Raw genomic sequence first — 17589 nt, forward strand, 5'->3', positions numbered from 1 at the left:
GACGTGATTACGCTGCATCATTGCGTGAGCGCGCGCTCGTTTCGGCCGCTTTGGGCGCTGGAAGAGATCGGCGTGCCGTACGAACTGAAGATGCTGCCGTTTCCGCCGCGCGTGCTCGCGCGCGGGTTCAAGGACGTGAATCCGCTCGGCACGATTCCCGCCTTCGCGGACGACGCGCTCTTCATGACGGAATCGTCGGCTATCTGCCAGTATCTCGCGGCGCGCTACTCGCCCGGCGCGCTCGACGTCGCGCCGCACGAGGCGGACTTCGGCCGGTATCTCAACTTTCTGCACTTCGGCGAAGCGACGCTCACGTTTCCGCAGACGCTCGTGCTGCGCTACGCGCATCTGGAGCCGCCGGAGCGCCGGCAGCCGCAAATCGTCGACGATTACGCGCGCTGGTTCCACGCGCGCCTGCGCACACTCGCGCCGCTGCTGGAGGCGCAGCCGTATCTGTGCGCGGGGCGCTTCACGGCGGCGGACATTTCCGTCGGCTATGCGTTGATGCTCGCGGAACTGCTCGACCTGAGCGAAGGCTTCGCGCCGCCGGTCGCGCAGTACTGGCGCCGCCTGCGCGAGCGCGCGGGCTTCATCCGTGCGATGCAGGCGCAGGAAGCGGCGGCGCTCGCCCAGAACGTTTCGACCATTCCCGCGCCGAAACTGCGCCCGTAGTCACCCTCCTTCAAGTCCCCCCGTCCGTAGGGCTGTGCGAAGCGCCGCACGGCTCTACTCTTCACATCACGCGCTGACGTTCACGCGCGCCGATTCCGAGAGATTTCCTTGACGAGGTTGGCGATGGTCGTCTTTTCCTGGTTTCTGTCGATGCTCCTTGCGCTGTTCGCGACGGCCACGATCGCGATGGCGCTGCCGAGTTCTGCCGCCGATGAACTGAACGCTACCGCGCCGCAGTCGCTGTTCAGCATCGAAATGAATCGCGTCGACGCGATGCTCGCGTCCTGCATGCCGAATGCCGATTGAGTCCGGCGATGCCAACGGGGCGCATCGCCGGGCGTCGGATGTAAGTGCTGTCGAATCAAGGTGTTGCGTTAGTACATAGAACGATATCCACAGGCTTGTGCACGTTTTCTGTGGAAAAGATAGCGATTCGCAATCCCTTCGCGCGGGACGCGATGGGGAGACCTGACAAATTACAAAGCATCGAGGCCGAAGAGCCCGGGAAGAAAACCCCTGCCTTGCGCACGGGGCGCGTCGGGGAGACCACTAGATAGAAGAAGTGCGAGTGTCCGGGCGGGAGCCGCGCCTCGATGAAGAGGCGCGGTTCCATGCGCGGAGTGTTGCGCCTGACCGATTCCGCCGATAATGACCGTTCCGAAACAACCGGCGTCGAACAGGAACCGCATGACCCACGAACCGCTGCCCGCGTGGGGCGACGACTACCGGCGCTGGCTCGCCGAACTGAAACTGCGCGTCGAGCGGGCCCGCCAACGCGCCGCCGCCAGTGCGAACCGGGCACTGGTCACGCTGTACTGGCAGATCGGCCGCGACATCCTCGACCGTCAGCAGCAACAAGGCTGGGGCGCGGGCGTCATCGATCAACTCGCGCGCGATCTGAAGTCGGCGTTTCCCGATATGCGCGGCTTCTCACCGCGCAATCTCAAGTACATGCGTGCGCTGGCTCAGGCGTGGCCGGATGAGGCATTTGTGCAGCAGCCTGCTGCACAATTGCCCTGGTTCCATCTCTGCACCTTGCTGGATAAGGTCAAGAATCCCGAGGATCGAAGCTGGTACGCCGAAAAGGCGCTGGAGCACGGCTGGTCGCGCCAGGTGCTGGTCATGCAGGTCGAAACGGCCGCGCACGCGCGCAGTGGCAGCGCCGTCACGAATTTCGGCGAGCGCCTGCCGCCGCCGCAGTCGGATCTGGCGCGCGAGGCGCTGAAAGATCCGTATATCTTCGATTTTCTGGGGCTTTCGGAGAACGCGCAGGAGCGCGACATCGAGCAGGCGCTCACGCGCCATATCACGCGCTTTCTGCTCGAACTGGGCGCGGGCTTCGCGTTCGTCGGACGGCAATATCGGCTGGACGTGGGCGGCGACGAGTTTTTCATCGACCTGCTGTTCTATCACCTCAAGCTGCGCTGCTACGTCGTGGTCGAACTGAAAACGACGCCGTTCAAGCCGGAGTACGCCGGCCAGCTCAACTTCTATCTGTCCGCCGTCGATGCGCAGGTGAAAGGGCCCGACGATCAGCCGACTATCGGGCTTCTGCTGTGCAAGGAGAAGAACCGGCTCGTCGCGGAGTACGCGCTGCGCGGCGTCGCCAAGCCGATGGGCGTGGCCGAATATCAGTTGCTTCGGGAAGTGCCGGCGTCGCTCGAAACGACATTGCCGTCGATCGATCAGATCGAGGCCGAACTGCGCGGCGAGATGCCGGACGGGAAGTAGCGCAGGATCGCGCGCAAGGAAGGCAGGCAAAAAAAAGCCCGCTTCAGATGAGCGGGCTTGAATCCACATCGGTTGAGACATGGAGGAGACAGGTCTTAGTATAAACCCTTAACTCCCCGCGTCAATACCTAAAACAAAAAAAATCGCAATCGGGTTTGTACCGCAGCAAATTTGCAACACTTCATGGCCGTCATTGCTTGCCGAGGCTGTGATAGTACGCCGCCAGATTGGCGACATCCGCGTCCGACAAGGTTTTCGCCATCATCGACATCATCTCGTTCTTGCGTTCGCCCGTGCGGAAATCGTTGAGCGCCTTCACGAGATATTCCTCGGTCTGCCCCGCGAGATTGGGCGCTTCCGGCAGTTTCGACATGCCGTCGATGCCGTGGCACGCCGCGCACTGCGCCGCCTTCGTGCGCCCCGCCTTGACATCGCCGGCGGCGAACGACGGGTGCGTCGCCATCAAGAGCACGCCGCCAAGCGCCGCCACTCTCATTGCACGCGTCATTTGGCCCCCGTATGCGAGATGCGATAGATGGCGCCCGCGTAGTCGTCGGACACGAGCAGCGAGCCGTCCTGCAGCATCTGCACGTCGACGGGGCGGCCCATGTACTCGCCGCTCGGCGTGAGCCAGCCTTCCGCGAAGACTTCCGCCTCGCCCGCGGTGCCGTCGTCCTTGATCGGGACGTACATGACGCGCGCGCCGATCGGCTTCGTGCGGTTCCACGAGCCGTGCTCCGCAACGAAGATGCCGCCCTGATATTTCTGCGGGAACATCTTGCCGTTATAGAACGACATGCCGAGGTCGGCGGCGTGCGCGGCGAACTCGACCTGCGGGAACACGACGCCCGCCGGTGGGTTCTGGTCCTTGTACTCGGTGGTGCGCACCTTGCCGCCGCCGTACCACGGGAAGCCGAAGTTCTCGCCGGCCTTGGTCGCGTGATCCAGCTCGCCGGGCGGCGTGTCGTCGCCCATGCCGTCGACCTGGTTATCGGTGAACCACAGCGTCTTGTCCTTCGGATTGAAATCGAGGCCGACCGAATTGCGCACGCCGTGCGCGTAGACCTCGCGATTCTTGCCATCCTGATCGATGCGGATGATCCCGGCGAGTCCGTTCTTGTCGAGCTCGGCGAGCTTGTCCTTCGGCGGCACGTTCCACGGCTGGCCGAGCGCGATATACAGCTTCTTGTCCGGCCCGACGCGGCAAGCGCGCGCGCCGTGATTGAAGCTTTCGAACTGCGTCGGGATCAGCTTGCCCTGCGGCACGACGACCGCCGCGGCCACGTCCGGCCCGCCTTCGCCGAAAAACTGCGCGGCGGGAAATCCCAGCACGCGATTCTGCTCGACGACGTAAAGCACGCCGTCGGGCGAGAAGCAGACGCCGTTCGGCACCTTGAACGGCACCGACGACGCGAACTGCACGACATCGCTCGCGACGCGCTGCTTCGTGCGATCGGTCACCTGCCACACGCGGTTCTTGCGCGAGCCGACGAACACGACGCCCGTCGACGGCTCGATCGCCATGTGCCGCGCTTCCGGCACGACCGCGTACAGGTCGATCTTGAAGCCCGGCGGCAGCTTGATCTGCTCGAGATTCTTGCGCAGCGCGTCGGCCGTTTGGCCGGTTTGCGGAATCTTTTCCGCCGGCACGGCGTTGCCGGTCTGACCGAAGTTCGAAAGCGTCTTGACGTTGTCCTGCGCGGCATTCGCGTACGGCAGGCAGGCGAACATCGCACCGACGGCCAGCGGCAAAAGCTTGAGCGTTGCGTTCATCTGGTTGTCTCCTGTTGTTATCGACCGGTCCGGTCTCATGCAAAGCAAGATTGTTTTGGAAATTGCCTGAACAACACACGACTACGTTCGACGAAGCGCGCAGCCTGGGAAGCAACCGGACGCGAACGCCGCGACGCTGCCTGCAGTGAAAGAATCTTAGGATAGAAAACGCTTTTGTAAGCAGTGACCGCGTAATTTTCCCGGCCGCGCCCGGCTTCGTGCGGCATCTATTTCCGGCCGTCGAAGAGGAACACGTTCGAACGGTCCGGGCTAGGCAACGCAACGAGAAGACGGGCGCCGTCGAGTATCGCGTTACCGGTCACGGTCGCGTCGGGAAGCGGGCAGGGCGCGGGGCCGAACGTCACCGAGACGTCGTAGGCATTCGTGCCCTCGTGCGGCGCCACCTTTCCCTTGAAGATGCAGCCGGATGTCGTCGTGCCGGCCAGATAGCCGTCGCCGGCGACGGTGATGCGCGTCTGCGTCGTTCCGCCGAGCGACATGCCGCGTCCGCTGTAGAGGCCGCCCGCGTTGGCGCGGCTCGGCGCGATGTCGAGCATCGGCGCGGCGCTGCCGGAAAACGCGAGGCCCGCGCTGCCGTCCGGATTCGCGATGGTTCCGTCGACGGCGGGCGCGTGCGAGAAGTCCGCGCGGAACACCACGGGCGACGCGGGCGCTCTGCCCACGCGATAGTCGAATGCCGAATTGCTGCTGAAGCGCCCGTCGCCCGACTGAGTGCCGTTTCGCGCCACGGCGACGCCCGCGAGACCGGCGCCGCCCGCGGCTCCATAGAAGAGATAGGCGGTGCCGTCGAAGAGCATGAGCAGCGTGGCCTCGGCGGTGCTGCCCTTGAGCGAGCCCTGGTAGACGCCGCCGGACGGCAACGTCGTGGTGGCGGCGCTGTTGGGTCGTGTGTTGGAGCCGTCGGTGGAACAGGCAGCCAGAGCGACGGCGCAAACCACGAAGGGAATCGCGTTTCTTGTCATTCAGGACTCCGGTCGCGAGCGGTGAGAGTCCTGTATAAGCGCTTCAATCATGCAGGTCAAGCGCGTCGCGCCCCTCATTCAAGGCTCATTCAGCGTCCTTACGATGCGTTCCATGGCCCCGCGCTGCACGAAACGCGAGCCGATCCAACAAGACATCGCCCGATCCGGGGAGCAAAACATGAACAAATCGACTATTGCTGTATGCGCACTGGCGGTCGTCTGCACGGTGGGTATGAGCGGTTGCGCGTCGATGGGCAGTTCCGCCGACGTCTACAGCAGCATGCAGACCCAGCACGAAGAAACCGTGCGCATGGCGACGGTGGAAAGCGTGCGCGGCGTGACGATCGAGAACGACGACGGCGGTCCGGGTCCGTTCGGCGCGATCGGCGGCGGTCTGCTCGGTGCGGTGGCGGGCAGCGCGGTCGGACACGGACATGGTTCACTGCTCGCGGGCGTGATCGGCGGTATTGCGGGCGCGGTCGCGGGCGATCAGGTTCAGGATCATCTCGAACGGCAGAAAGGTCTCGAGATCACCGTGCGTCTCGACAACGGCGATCTTCGCGCGATCACCCAGGCCGCCGACGGCGAGATGTTTCATGCCGGCCAGCGCGTGCGTCTCTTGTCGAGCGGCGGCATCACGCGCGTGACGGCGTGATGCACGGTTAGTCGGGTCAGTCGTTCTGCGACTGGCCGATCGCGCGCGCTATGCCTGACGATAGATCGACGCCCGTATGCCGCTCTTCGCGCGGCTCCAGACCTGCTCGTCGGTGAGCGCGGTCTCGATCAGTTCGACGGGCACCTCGCCGTCCCGAATGACCGCGACGCGAAAGCCGTCGATCGGTTCGTACGGGCCGAGCAGCACCGCCTGGCCTTCCAGCGCCTTCGCCAGATCGCTCACTTTGAACGCTGCATGCGGCACGGTGCGCATCAATTCGGGCAGCGTGCTGCCTGCTTCGAAGCGGTGATACTGCACGCGCACGAGCTCGCAATCGGCATCGCTCGTGTACATGCGAAATTGCGCGCTGTAGCGTTCGCCTGCGCGTGGTTCCTCCGTCGGGATACCCATGTGATGGAACTCGTAGGTGACGCCTGCTCGCTTGAACATCGGGTGCTCCGGAGGTTTGATTCATTACGCGCCGGCCATCGGCAGAAGCAGATAGGGCAGAAGGTCTTCATAACGCATCGGCTCGGATAGTGCTGTGGTGTCGTCGTGCGGAGCCTCGCGCTCCCCGTCTTCGGGAATCAGCGCAGCGGCGGCGATGGGCGTCGGTTCGATCTTCATCTCTCCCTCCTCTCCTGCAGCGTGTGAGGGAAGTGTGATCGGGAAGAGTTAGGCGATCGTGAGGGCGGCCGCGTCGCGCTAGCTGTGGCTATCACTTTCGTAATGGTCATGACTTCGCAGGCCAAAGCGATTCAGCTTCCCGATGCGACCGTTCGTGCCTGGCCTCGCACGCGCGAATGGCGCCGCTCTTCTATCGGGTCTTTACACGGTGATCGTCGACAATGGCAGCGGCTCGACGCTCAATTGGATGACGGGCGACGATCCTTCCACGGATCCCTCGGGATCAGAAGCGCCCGCCGCGTGCCGCAAGTTACTTTTGATAGCCGACGTAGTAGATGCCGATGACAGCCCCTTTGGCGTCGTGTATCGGCTCATAGCCTGTTATATAGGGTTTCCCCAATATGTTGGCATCGCCAAAGTAGGCGCCGCCGCCGCGAATGGCCGCGATGGCCTTTCCGCTCGGATCGAGGACAGTGCCGATTGCCCGCGACCCATCGTCTTTCTGCACGTTCGTCGCCACACGAACGTAGTCTTCGCCGCTCTTCACGAACAACGTGGCAGTTCCGCCCATCTCCTTCTTGACTTCGTCGACCACCGTGAAGTTGTTGTTGATTTTCGTGGTCCCGAAGTACAAAGCCGGGACCGGCTTACCTGCGACAGCATCCTCTCCCTTGATTGCCGGTGCTCCTAACCTGGCCGTCTTATTCTTCAGCAAGGCCATTGCTTGCTTTACGTTCTCCGGTGACTGAGCATGACTCATGGTCGGGAGAACGATAGACATTGAGAATGCATACACCGCCAGCGTTAGAAAGCGTCCGATGAAGCCCGCTCTTACATTGCCTGGCATCATGTCGGCCTCCGATTTCCGTTGCCGATGAGTTTGGCGGCAACATGCCAAGGACGACGGACTGACTGCACCGATCCGTAGTCCGATTTGAGTATAGTGACAGCTTGCAATTCGCCGAGGTATTAATTTCACGACCATCGCCGCGATGGCAATTGGCATGGAGTGCACCGCAGACATCCCCAACTTGCTGGAGGAATTCTCGCTTCCGCGTTCAACGGGCGAGGCGAAGCTAGTTCGGATCGCTAATAAAGATGTTTTGTATTACGAGTTGTGTGTGTCTCTGTGATACTCCACGCATCGAAATATCAGTCATTCTCTTTTCTTTATGCGGCCGCGCAGCCGGGAGGAACGCTCCACGGATTGAACAGAGGCAGCGCAAACAGCTTTCGTTCAGCGACGGCGTGAATACAATCCGATCCCTTGCCGATAGCCTTTTTCGGCCTATGGTCGGCCAGTCACGCGCTGCACCATCGCGTAAACACCGACATCTGCAAGCCGCTCTTCAGTGCATAGTTAGGATCGTATTGATTAGAGTAGCCCCACCAGTCGAAGCATGCGTTCGGGTTGATCGGGCCCGGCGCGAACGACGCGATCGTGTCGGGATACACGACCACCAGCTTGTTCGTGTCGGCCCACTCGTTGATGCCGGCCTCGGTCACCCAACGATCTCCAATAAGCGACGCCTGCTGCAGACAGCCGTGGAGAGCGAGCACGAGTCCGCACTTGCTTCCTTGCGCGCACGCTTTGGGAACAAAGACGCTGCCTGTCGGGCTCATGGAAAGGTTTGGAGACGCGCCGAATTCCGTTTGATCGAATGAAGACAGCGTACCGGACAGCTTTCCGTCGTTGCGCGGTTTCAATGGGCCGAGAAATAGCGTCAGCCACGTTTGCACGGAATCGTAGACCGCGCCATTGGCCGAGCAGCGCACCATGTAGGGACTGCCGAGCGTGCCGCATGGAAGTTCGCCATTGGGCGATTCCCAGCCGTGCGCAGCGGGATATGTGTTGTCGAAATGAACATTGGCCCCGTAACGCCGGTATTCCGAGTCGAGGTCGGCCATCTCCCGGGGATTGACGACCTGGTCTTGCGTGCCGGACCAGAGGTAGACCGGCTGTCCACGCAGATTCGCCGCCGGGTCGATGGTCCCCAGGAACGATTGCGCGTGCAGATACGCTTCGGATGTCGTCAGCGTGCTGTTGTACGACGCCTGGTTCGACGGGAGCGTCAAGCCGCCACAATTTGCCAAAGCTGCCGCGGCCCCTCCGGCGGCGGCACACCAGTACACGCCGCCAGCGTAGACAGCGGCTCCTTTGAAAGTCGACGAGTGGGCAACGTGCATCTGCACTGCCGCGAAGCCGCCCGACGAGATCCCTGCGACGAAGACCTTCGCCGGGTCGATTTGATAGCGCTGAAGCTTTACGGAATGACTCCGCGCCTTCGCGGTGGGGCTCGCGAGGGCGGCCGATGCTTTCGCCGATGTGCCCAAACCGCCATCCGAACCGGCCGAATTGCCACTCCCTCCGCACGCAGCAAGGCCGATCGCCGCTGCAACTGCCGACGCTAACCGCAAGACCAAAGCCTTCGTCATCATTCTCGTCTCCTTGTCGGAGCCAAATAGTTGGCAAAGCGATGCACCGGACGATGCCCGGGCATCGCAACAATCGCTCCCGTAGCACGAGCGATCCCAAGTCTTACGCCACGCCACGAAGCGCCGCCATCGATGGCATCCCCGTGTGCCTCGATCATCCGGGTTTGCACTTAGCCAGCAATAAACAAATGGAATTGCTTTGCCGGGAAATTTGATTGGATTTCTACACGATGCAGTCATATCGTGCCTCAGTCCAATGCTGCAATTACGCATCGTCGGGCGTGAAAAATAGAGTCGCCAAGCGAACAGACCTTGTCAGGAGACTGAATATGGAGCAATCCTCCCCCGTTCCAACCGCGCCTCAGTCGGATGCCACCGGCGCTCACGACATCGGCACCAGCGACAAGGCCTCGGCAAGAGTGCGGAGAATTCAACGTTCCGCGCTCGCTTTGCTCCTGCTAAGTGGGATCATCAACTACATCGATCGCGCGACGCTGTCGATCGCCAATCCGCTCATCCGGCAGGACCTCGGACTTTCGATTGGGGAGATGGGCCTGCTGCTTTCCGCTTTTCTGTGGGCCTATGCGTTCGCGCAGTTGCCAGCGGGCGCGTTCGTGGATCGCTTCGGCGCGCGCGTCATGTTGTCCGTCAGTCTCGCCACGTGGTCCGTCGCGCAGGCGTTCGGCGGAGTCGTGAACAGTTTCGGCCAGTTCTTCGCTGCTCGCATGGTGCTGGGCATCGGAGAAGCGCCGCAGTTTCCGACGAGCGCCAAGGTCGTCCGCGACTGGTTCGGTCAGAAAGAGCGAGGGACCGCGACCGGCATCTGGAACAGCTCGTCGACGCTCGGAACGGCCATATCGGCGCCGTTGCTCACGGTCGTCATGTTGACGGTCGGATGGCGCTGGATGTTCGGCATCATGGGGATCGCGGGGCTCGTGGTGGCGCTGTGCTTCTACCTCGTGCATCGCGACCCGAATCAGGTCGATCTGACCAAACGCGAGCGAGCGTATCTGTCCGACGTGGACGGGGAAGTTTCAACGCGGCCGACCTGGCGCGAGTGGCGCCGCCTGTTCGAATTCGGGACCACCTGGGGCATGCTCCTGGGGTTCTTCGGCACGATCTACGTACTCTGGCTCTATAACGCGTGGCTGCCGACGTACCTCCAGATGGAGCTGCATCTGACCATCGCGAAGTCGGGATGGGTCGCCGCGGTTCCCTATCTCTTCGGCGTAGTGGGCAGTCTTTCCGGCGGCAGGATTTGCGATGTGCTCGCGAGACGAGGAGTCTCCGCGATCAACAGCCGGAAGTACCCGATGGCCGCCTCGTTGCTGGGCGTCGCTGTGTTCACGATACTGACCGGTCTGACGCACAACGCAACGCTGGCCGTCGTCTTCATCTCGATCTCGATGTTGCTTCTCTATATTTCGAGCAGCGCGGCGTGGGCGATGGCTTCCGTTGCGGCGCCGGCCAACTGCACTGCATCGATCGGCGCCATGCAGAATTTCGGAGGCTATTTCGGCGGCGCATTGGCACCGGTGATCACAGGCTTCATCGTGCAGCAGACACACTCGTTCCAGCCTGCGCTCTTCGTAGGAGCCGGCGTTGCCTGCGTTGCGGTGATCGGCTATTGGCTGCTCGTGCGCGCGCCGATACCGGCGGCTGCGTTGAGCCGTAGCAACTGAAGCGAGAGCAGGTCTCGCGTGGGCGTTCGATTGCATCTGCGATTCTCTTCGCGTTCGCATCGCGCCCGATTCGCCCGTCAGTTCGGTGACACGCGCCGCTGACGGGCTTCGTTCTTATTCAAAGATCGCGGCACGCCTGATCGACGCAACCGCGAGCCACGTTCAAACGAATCATTCAGTCAGCGCAGCAGGGAACGGAACGCCATAGCGCTGTGCGCAGGCTTCGAGGCCCGGCGCGATCGTCGGATGAAGGGCAACGCCGTGCTGCAATTGTTCGCGCTTGCGACTCAATCCTCGATCGCCCGGCATGCGCACGGCGGCGAAGCCGGCGCGCGGTGGGTTATCTCTGCAAGCGTCGCCAAGCCAGTCCATCTGCCTGTCGAACGCGGCGTGGCCTCCGAAAGCGGCCGGATCGTATAGGGACAAGAACACGGTGGCGCCCCATCCATCGGCAGGGTCGGCTCGACCGTGGCCTGCCAGACCGCCCGTCAGCGCCTCGATCAGCAGCGCCATGCCGAACCCCTTATGTCCCCACGTCATGCCCCCGACCGGCAGGATGGTCCCCGGCGGATCAGCCGAGAGCACGCCGGGATCGCGGCTGGGTTCTCCTTGCGCATCGAGAAAGCATGCTTCGTCGAACAGTTGCCCTGCTTTGTGCAAGCGCGCGGTCATGCCGTTCGTCACCGTCGACGACGATATGTCGATCAAGAAGGGCGTATCGGAGGTCGGAATGCCGGCTGCGATGGGATTCGGCGTAAAGACCGCGCGCGTGCCGCCGTGAGGGGCCACGCTCTGGACAGCCGGGTCGGAACTGCTGAGCACGATCATGAACCCATCGGCGGTGGCCTTTTCGAGGTAGCTCGCAAGGCACGCGATATGGTGACTGCGACGAATGACCAACGTCGCGCTGCCATACTCTCTCGCTCTAGGAGCCAGCGTCTCGATGCCCGAGAGAACGAGCCACGGCCCGGGAAGACGCCGGCCATCCCACAGCAGGCTCGGGCCTCGGTCCGAGATGACGTCCGGCTCACCGGAGCAGGCCATCGAACCGCGTTCGATCTCGCCGACATACGCGGCAAGCAATGCCAGACCATGCGTGTCATGCCCCATCAGATCGCCGTCGACGAGCGTGCTCGCAACGGCGCTTGCCTTGGGATCTTCCATCCCCGCTCTGCTCAACAGATCCTGCGCGAAGCGTTGGAGTTCATCGGCGGGATATCGGACTGTTTCGTTCATCGTTTTCGCATCGGTTAAAGGTTATCGAGCGGACCGCGCATCGCTTTCTCCGACGATTGTCCATTGGGCATTCGTCGAGCGTCCAATCGCTAATTGAGTAGAATCGATTCCGTCTGGTTATGAGGTCACGTGCGTATACCCCTATGGCGCAAGATCCCGCTATCTCGGCTTCCCAGGTATTGACGAAGTTAAGGTTCAGGCACCTTCAGTTGCTGGATCTGCTCGGCCGTACCCGCAACCTGCGCATTGCGGCTGAACAGATGCACATCACACAGCCGGCAGCCACCAAGATCCTGAGCGATGTCGAGGCGATGTTCGGCGCGCAGCTCTTCGAACGTCTGCCGCGCGAGATGCGCCCCACCGATCTCGGCGATCTGGCAGTGCGTTACGCCAGCACTGCGCTGGCCAATCTGGGGAAGTTTTCGAGCGAGTTCGCGACGCTCAAGGACGGCGGCTACGGTCATCTCACCGTGGGTTTCATTCCGGCTTCCGCCGCTCAACTGGTCGTCGCCGCGATCAAGGAGATTCAGCGCCGTCGGCCACGACTCATCATCAAGCTGGTCGAACAGAGCAGCGATCAGCTCGCGATGTGGCTCGAAGAAAAGCGGCTCGATGTCATGGTCGGCCGCCCGACCGCGCCGCGCCACGAAGCGCTCTTCGATGTAGTCGATCTTCTGGCGGAACCGGTGCGGGCGGTCGTCGGGCAGCATCATCCGTTGTTGCAGCAACGCCACCTCGAGATTGCCGATCTGGGCGACTGGCCATGGATCTTGTATCCGCGAGGCACGTCGATGCGGCAATTGTTCGACGAGACATTCGCGGCTGCCGGGATCGTCGCACCGGTAGGCATCGTGGAGACGCCTTCGATGTTTTCCACGCTGGAGCTATTGCAAGCCACCGACATGATTTCCCTGCAGCCGGAGGTCGTGATGGACAGGTACGTCCAGAGTGGACTTCTCGGATATCTGCGTGTGCCCATCCGGCGGACAATGTCGAACTACAGTGTCATCACCCGGAAGAACGAAGTGGCTCCACAGGCGATGAACGAATTCATTGCCATTCTCACCGACATCGCCGGGCAGATTAATCTCCGCCGAGACGCCGGAGACCAGATCAGCGATGCCACGGAGATGGCCCGTGCGGATATGAGGATTAGCGGCTCGTCTCACCGGTGACGTCCACGTGTCGATCCGGTGCGGCGGCCGCGACGAGGAGGATGATTCCATGAAGGCGAAACTCGAGCGCCTCGGTCTGCGTGCTCTGCTGGCAGGGTCGATCGTCATGTTTGCATCGACAGTTCAGGCGGCGGATATCACAGTCATGAGCGATGTTCCTCTCCAGCCCGCGTTGACCAAGGTAGTGGAGCGCTATCGCCAGCAGACACACAACCAGGTCAGCATGGTTTTCGACCCGTCGCCCGCGGTGAAGAAGCGCATCGAGGCTGGCGAAGCGGCCGATGTTGTCATCGTTCAGCCGGACTTTGCCGAAGACCTTACGAAATCGGGGAAGGCGATTCCCGGCGACAGGGCGATATTCGCTCATGTTGGTGTCGGCCTGGGAAATCGCGAGGATAGTCCGGCGCACGACATATCGACCGTCGAGAAACTCAGGAATACCTTGCTCGGTGCGGACCTCGTTGCCTTCAACAATGTCAAATCGGGGCAGGCGTTTGCAAGCGCGCTCGATCGCATGGGGATTGCCGACGCGCTCAAGCCCAGGATCGTGCGTACGTCGCCCACGGGGATTTTCGAACCCGTGTTGAAGGGAAAGGGCAACGATTTCGTGGCGGGCACCATACCGCTCATCGCCACGACACGCGGCATAAAACTCCTCGGCCCGCTGCCGGGAGACCTCCAGAGCACGCTGTCGTATACCGCCGTGCTCATGGCGCAGACCAGGGAGCGCGACGCAGCCGAAGGGTTCATCGAGTTCCTCTCCTCGCCGGAGGCGCAGAAGACTTTCGCCGCAAACGGCGCCAAGTGAGCTGCCAGCGGGACGAACAGCCTGAGGACTCTTCCCATGATCATTCGCCCAACCCGGAGGCGCCGGATCATCATCTTCGGTGCGTTCGATCGTCACAACTTCGGCGATCTGCTGTTCGCGCATATCGTCGCGCGCTTGCTCGCCGAGCGCGATCCGGACATCGAACCCGTATTTGCCGGCTGCGGGCAGCGAGACTTGCGCGCCTACGGCGGCCACGACGTCGCTTCGATATCGCAACTGGCGGCGCGTTGGCGCGATGAACCTGTCGCGCTGATTCACGCGGGCGGCGAACTGATGCCCTGCGATGCATGGGAGGCCGCCGTGATGCTGCAGCAGCCCGAAGAAGCGCAGGTGTGCATCGCCCGATACGGCTCGTGCGCCGAGGACCGCCGCGCATGGGCGCGCGCGGAGCTCGGAACGGATGCGCTCGCGCCTTACGTGATCGGCGGCGAAACGTTTCCGCAAGCCGCGTCGATCTGCTTCGACGCGATCGGCGGCGTGACGCTCGACGCCCGCGACGCCGCCCTGCGCGCGGAAGTGCTGTCCAAACTGCGAACCGGCGATGACGTCAGCGTCCGCGACGCGCGAACGCAAGCCACGTTGCGAAACGCGGGCATCGACGCGAACCTCGTCCCCGACCCTGCGACGCTCGTCGCGGAGCTGTTCGACGAGCGCATCCGCACGCATTCCGATGCACGCGGCGGCTATCTGGCGGTTCAGTTCAGCGCGGACTTCGGCGATGACACCACGCTCGCGAACATCGCGCATCAACTGGACCGGATCGCGGAATCGACCGGCCTCGGCATCGTCCTCTTCCGCGCGGGCGCGGCGCCGTGGCACGATGACATCGCGGTCTACGAGCGCATGGTGCAACGCATGCGTCATCCGGCGGTCAGGATCTTCGAATCACTGAACGTCTGGGACATTTGCGCGCTGATCGCCGGGAGCGAGGGTTTCGCGGGCAGCAGCCTGCACGGCCGGATCGTCGCGATGGCGTACGGTTTGCCGCGCGTCAATATTCAGCACGGCGAGCCGGGCAAGCATCACGCGTATGCGTCGACATGGGAGATCGCGAACGCGCCGGGCGTCGTGCCTGTCGACGAATTGCACGCGGCGATGCTCGATGCACTGGCGATGGATCGCGAAGCGCTGCGTCATCAGGCGTCGGTGCTGGCGCAGGCGCACCGCGCCGGTTTCGCACCGATCGCGCAATCCGCGCTTGGCTCATGAAGCCGCGAGCCCCAGATAAGCCCGCACCGCCGGCGCGCGCTCGAAGCGCCGATACACCATCGCCACTTCCGAAGTCACGGCTTTCCCCGCGATTTCCCGATACTCCACATCCGGCACCGTCACGCATTGCGCGAGCGAGCGCGGCACGACCGCGACATCGCCGCCCAGCGACACATGCGCGAGCACGGCCGCGAGCGTGCCCGGCCGCGCGACGATGCGCGCCGTGAAGCGTCCGCGCCGCGCCACGTCGAGCGTGCCGGATTCCTGCTCGGGCACGACGAACGACTGATCGCGCAACTGCGACGGCGTGATGACCTTCGACGCCGCCAGCGGCGAAGAAGCAGGCAGCGCGACGATGAACGCATCGCGATGCACGGTGCGCGCCTCGACGCCCTCCGGATACGGCACCGGCGGCCGCACGTAAGCGATATCGATGCGCCCTTCCATCAACAGCGCGCCGGCGTCGCGCATCACGATTTCCTCGATACCGATCTCGACGAGCGGATAACGCTCCCGAAATCCGCGCACGGCCGCCTGCAGCACGCCCGAATACACCGCCGAACCCACATAGCCGATGACGATCTTGCCCAGCTCGCCGCGCTCCGCGAGTGCCGCGCGTTCGGCCCCGCGCGCGAGATGATCGAGCGCGCTGACCGCCTCGCTCAAATAGGCCTCACCGGCGGCCGTCAGCGCGACCGAACGCTTCGTCCGATGAAACAGCCGCGCGCCCAGCAGCCGCTCGGCTTCCTGAATCTGCCGGGTGAGCGCGGGCGGCGCGATGCCGAGCTCTTCGGCCGCGCGCGCGAAATGCAGGTGCCGCGCGACGCTCAGGAAACAGCGCACATGACGCAATTCGACGGACATTTTCGTATTCACGAATTCGATAATTATCGAGCGATTCTATGCCAATGACAGGAAAGACAGGCGCCACTAGCATCGACGGACCGTTTCGCTTTTCTCAGCATTGCCATGCCGAACACGTCCGAAAACCGCTTCATTCTGCTCACCGCGTCCGCGACCTGCGCGCTGATCACGCTCGACACCAACGTCGTCGCGGTGGCGTTGCCTTCCATCGCGCGCGATTTCCACGCCGGTTTCGCCGATGTCGAATGGGTCGTGAGCGCCTACATGGTCGCGTTCGCCGCGTGTCTGCTGCCCGCGGGCGCGCTCGCCGACCGCATCGGCCGCAAGAAGATGCTGATCGCCGGGCTCGCCGTGTTCTCGCTCGCGTCGCTCGGCTGCGGGCTGGCGCCGTCGGCGCTGGCGCTCAACGTCGCGCGCGCGGCGAAGGGCGTCGGCGCGGCGATGCTGCTGACATCGGCGCTCGCGATCATCGCGAACACGTTCCACGAAGGCGCGGCGCGCGCCCGCGCGTGGGCCGTGTGGGGCACCTGCATGGGCGTGTCGACGACCATCGCGCCGCTCGTCGGCGGGGTCATCACGCAGTGGGCCGGCTGGCGCTGGATCTTCCTGATGAACCTGCCGATCTGCGCGCTGCTCGCCGCGTGCGCGTGGCGCGGCATGCGCGAGTCGCGCAACCCGCACGCGGGCGCGCTCGATCTCGCCGGCAGCGCGCTCTTCGCCGCGGCGCTCTCGCTCGGCATCTGGGCGCTGATCGACGCGCAAGCCGACGGCTGGACGAACTGGCGCACCGAGGCGCGGCTCGCGGCCTGCGCGGCTCTCTTCGCCGTGTTCGTGCGCGTGCAGCGTTCGCGCGCGCACGCGATGATCGACCTCGCGCTCTTCCGTCAACCGCGCTTCGTCGCCGCCGTGCTCGCGATGTTCGGCTACGCCGCCTGCGCGCAAGTGATGATGACGTTCCTGCCGCTCTACCTGCAAAACGCGTTCGGCCTGCCGGCGGTGCGCGCGGGCATCGGGATGCTGCCGTTCGCGATCGCGATGGTGGTCGGGCCGCACATCGGCGCATCGCTCGGCAGGCGCGTGCCGGGCATGGCGCTGCTGGCGCTCGGGCTCGCGACCATCGGCGCGGGCAATCTGCTGACGGCGCTTTTCGCGGGGATGTCGAGTTACGGGCTGATCGCGGCCGGCATGATCGTCACGGGCCTCGGCGCGGGCGTGCTCAACGGCGACACCCAAAAGGCGATCATGGCGTGCGTGCCGACGAACCGCACCGGCATGGCGTCGGGCATCAGCACGACGACGCGCTTCACGGCGATCGTCACGTCGGTGGGCGTGCTCGGCGCCGTGCTCGCGACGCGCACGCACGCCGCGCTCGATGCGCACGCGTCGCGCCTCGCCGATCCGCAGCGCGTGCTCGATCCGGCGTTCCTTTCGCGCCTGCTTTCGGGCGATCTCGCGCATGCGGGCGACGGCCTCGCCGGTCCGGAAGGCGCGGCGATCGCGCGGATCGCGCGGGAAAGTTTCGCGAGTGGCTTTGCCGCCTCGCTCGGCGTGGCGGGCGTGTGCGCGCTGACGATTGCGGCGGCGGTCTGGCTGCTCGCGGGCCGCGCGCGCGTCGAAAGCGGCGCGCGGGCATCGGGAAAGACGGGATCGGCATTGGCCGACTAGCGCGCCGGGAGACTTCCCGCGGGACGCCGGCGAACGGTACGATGGCGGCTTT

General features: G+C 63.7%; 18 protein-coding genes. 9 read left to right on the plus strand and 9 right to left on the minus strand.

Annotated features, from left to right (window positions below):
* The first annotated feature begins 3 nt into the window (after positions 1–3).
* The 3 genes from AWB78_RS29610 to AWB78_RS29620 all read left to right on the plus strand — a co-directional run bounded on the left by AWB78_RS29610 (position 4) and on the right by AWB78_RS29620 (position 2403).
* The gene (locus AWB78_RS29610; protein WP_062610060.1) at positions 4–672 is read left to right on the plus strand and encodes a glutathione S-transferase family protein; all 669 of its coding nucleotides are present in this window, start codon (positions 4–6) and stop codon (positions 670–672) included.
* A 123-nt stretch (positions 673–795) separates the two neighbouring features.
* Entirely contained in the window at positions 796–978 is a 183-nt protein-coding gene (locus AWB78_RS29615) for a hypothetical protein (RefSeq protein WP_062609995.1), read from the plus strand.
* A 381-nt stretch (positions 979–1359) separates the two neighbouring features.
* The gene (locus AWB78_RS29620) at positions 1360–2403 is read left to right on the plus strand and encodes a PDDEXK nuclease domain-containing protein (RefSeq protein WP_062609997.1); all 1044 of its coding nucleotides are present in this window, start codon (positions 1360–1362) and stop codon (positions 2401–2403) included.
* Between the two features lie 190 nt (positions 2404–2593).
* On the opposite strand, the gene AWB78_RS29625 is transcribed toward AWB78_RS29620, so the two are convergent.
* The 3 genes from AWB78_RS29625 to AWB78_RS29635 all read right to left on the minus strand — a co-directional run bounded on the left by AWB78_RS29625 (position 2594) and on the right by AWB78_RS29635 (position 5159).
* Entirely contained in the window at positions 2594–2911 is a 318-nt protein-coding gene (locus AWB78_RS29625; protein ID WP_062609998.1) for a c-type cytochrome, read from the minus strand.
* Positions 2908–4176 carry a PQQ-dependent sugar dehydrogenase gene (locus tag AWB78_RS29630; protein WP_062610000.1) on the minus strand — a complete coding sequence of 423 codons (1269 nt, stop codon included), beginning with the start codon at positions 4174–4176 and terminating at the stop codon, positions 2908–2910. Before AWB78_RS29630 ends, AWB78_RS29625 begins: the two co-directional genes overlap by 4 nt.
* Before the next feature lie 227 nt (positions 4177–4403).
* Positions 4404–5159 carry a hypothetical protein gene (locus tag AWB78_RS29635; RefSeq protein ID WP_062610002.1) on the minus strand — a complete coding sequence of 252 codons (756 nt, stop codon included), beginning with the start codon at positions 5157–5159 and terminating at the stop codon, positions 4404–4406.
* 178 nt (positions 5160–5337) lie between these two features.
* On the opposite strand from AWB78_RS29635, the gene AWB78_RS29640 reads away from it, so the two are divergent.
* Positions 5338–5814 carry an outer membrane lipoprotein gene (locus AWB78_RS29640; protein ID WP_062610061.1) on the plus strand — a complete coding sequence of 159 codons (477 nt, stop codon included), beginning with the start codon at positions 5338–5340 and terminating at the stop codon, positions 5812–5814.
* 48 nt (positions 5815–5862) lie between these two features.
* Here AWB78_RS29640 and AWB78_RS29645 read toward each other — a convergent pair whose 3' ends face one another.
* The 4 genes from AWB78_RS29645 to AWB78_RS29655 all read right to left on the minus strand — a co-directional run bounded on the left by AWB78_RS29645 (position 5863) and on the right by AWB78_RS29655 (position 8880).
* On the minus strand, positions 5863–6264 hold the full coding sequence (locus AWB78_RS29645) for a hypothetical protein (RefSeq protein WP_062610004.1): 402 nt from the start codon (positions 6262–6264) through the stop codon (positions 5863–5865).
* Positions 6265–6288: 24 nt separating this feature from the next.
* Positions 6289–6441 (minus strand): hypothetical protein, encoded by a 153-nt coding sequence (locus tag AWB78_RS47780; RefSeq protein WP_198399379.1) that lies wholly within the window; start codon positions 6439–6441, stop codon positions 6289–6291.
* A gap of 310 nt (positions 6442–6751) precedes the next feature.
* Positions 6752–7291, minus strand: coding sequence for a Cache 3/Cache 2 fusion domain-containing protein (locus AWB78_RS29650; RefSeq protein ID WP_232477936.1), 540 nt, complete (start codon positions 7289–7291; stop codon positions 6752–6754).
* Between the two features lie 452 nt (positions 7292–7743).
* Complete coding sequence (locus tag AWB78_RS29655) at positions 7744–8880, minus strand: extracellular catalytic domain type 2 short-chain-length polyhydroxyalkanoate depolymerase (RefSeq protein WP_232477937.1); 1137 nt, start codon at positions 8878–8880, stop codon at positions 7744–7746.
* Positions 8881–9206: 326 nt separating this feature from the next.
* Here AWB78_RS29655 and AWB78_RS29660 point away from each other — a divergent pair, with 326 nt between their 5' ends.
* Positions 9207–10559 (plus strand): MFS transporter, encoded by a 1353-nt coding sequence (locus AWB78_RS29660; RefSeq protein ID WP_062610006.1) that lies wholly within the window; start codon positions 9207–9209, stop codon positions 10557–10559.
* A gap of 171 nt (positions 10560–10730) precedes the next feature.
* Here AWB78_RS29660 and AWB78_RS29665 read toward each other — a convergent pair whose 3' ends face one another.
* A complete protein-coding gene (locus AWB78_RS29665) occupies positions 10731–11795 on the minus strand; it encodes an Ldh family oxidoreductase (protein WP_062610008.1) in 1065 nt (354 codons plus the stop codon).
* A gap of 143 nt (positions 11796–11938) precedes the next feature.
* Between AWB78_RS29665 and AWB78_RS29670 the strand changes: the two genes are divergently transcribed.
* Genes AWB78_RS29670 through AWB78_RS29680 form a run of 3 tightly spaced genes read left to right on the plus strand, consistent with a single transcriptional unit; the run spans position 11939 to position 15008 of the window.
* A complete protein-coding gene (locus AWB78_RS29670; protein WP_082883461.1) occupies positions 11939–12970 on the plus strand; it encodes a LysR family transcriptional regulator in 1032 nt (343 codons plus the stop codon).
* Between the two features lie 49 nt (positions 12971–13019).
* The gene (locus AWB78_RS29675) at positions 13020–13778 is read left to right on the plus strand and encodes a molybdate ABC transporter substrate-binding protein (protein WP_157697666.1); all 759 of its coding nucleotides are present in this window, start codon (positions 13020–13022) and stop codon (positions 13776–13778) included.
* A 36-nt stretch (positions 13779–13814) separates the two neighbouring features.
* Positions 13815–15008, plus strand: coding sequence for a polysaccharide pyruvyl transferase family protein (locus AWB78_RS29680; RefSeq protein WP_062610013.1), 1194 nt, complete (start codon positions 13815–13817; stop codon positions 15006–15008).
* Here the strand turns inward: AWB78_RS29680 and AWB78_RS29685 are convergent.
* On the minus strand, positions 15003–15872 hold the full coding sequence (locus AWB78_RS29685) for a LysR family transcriptional regulator (RefSeq protein ID WP_062610015.1): 870 nt from the start codon (positions 15870–15872) through the stop codon (positions 15003–15005). The two genes, AWB78_RS29680 and AWB78_RS29685, sit on opposite strands and share 6 nt — an antisense overlap.
* Positions 15873–15977: 105 nt before the next feature.
* Between AWB78_RS29685 and AWB78_RS29690 the strand changes: the two genes are divergently transcribed.
* The gene (locus AWB78_RS29690) at positions 15978–17537 is read left to right on the plus strand and encodes an MFS transporter (RefSeq protein WP_062610017.1); all 1560 of its coding nucleotides are present in this window, start codon (positions 15978–15980) and stop codon (positions 17535–17537) included.
* Positions 17538–17589: the final 52 nt, after the last annotated feature.

Origin of the sequence: Caballeronia calidae, assembly GCF_900044055.2 — a bacterium.
Lineage (GTDB): Bacteria > Pseudomonadota > Gammaproteobacteria > Burkholderiales > Burkholderiaceae > Caballeronia > Caballeronia calidae.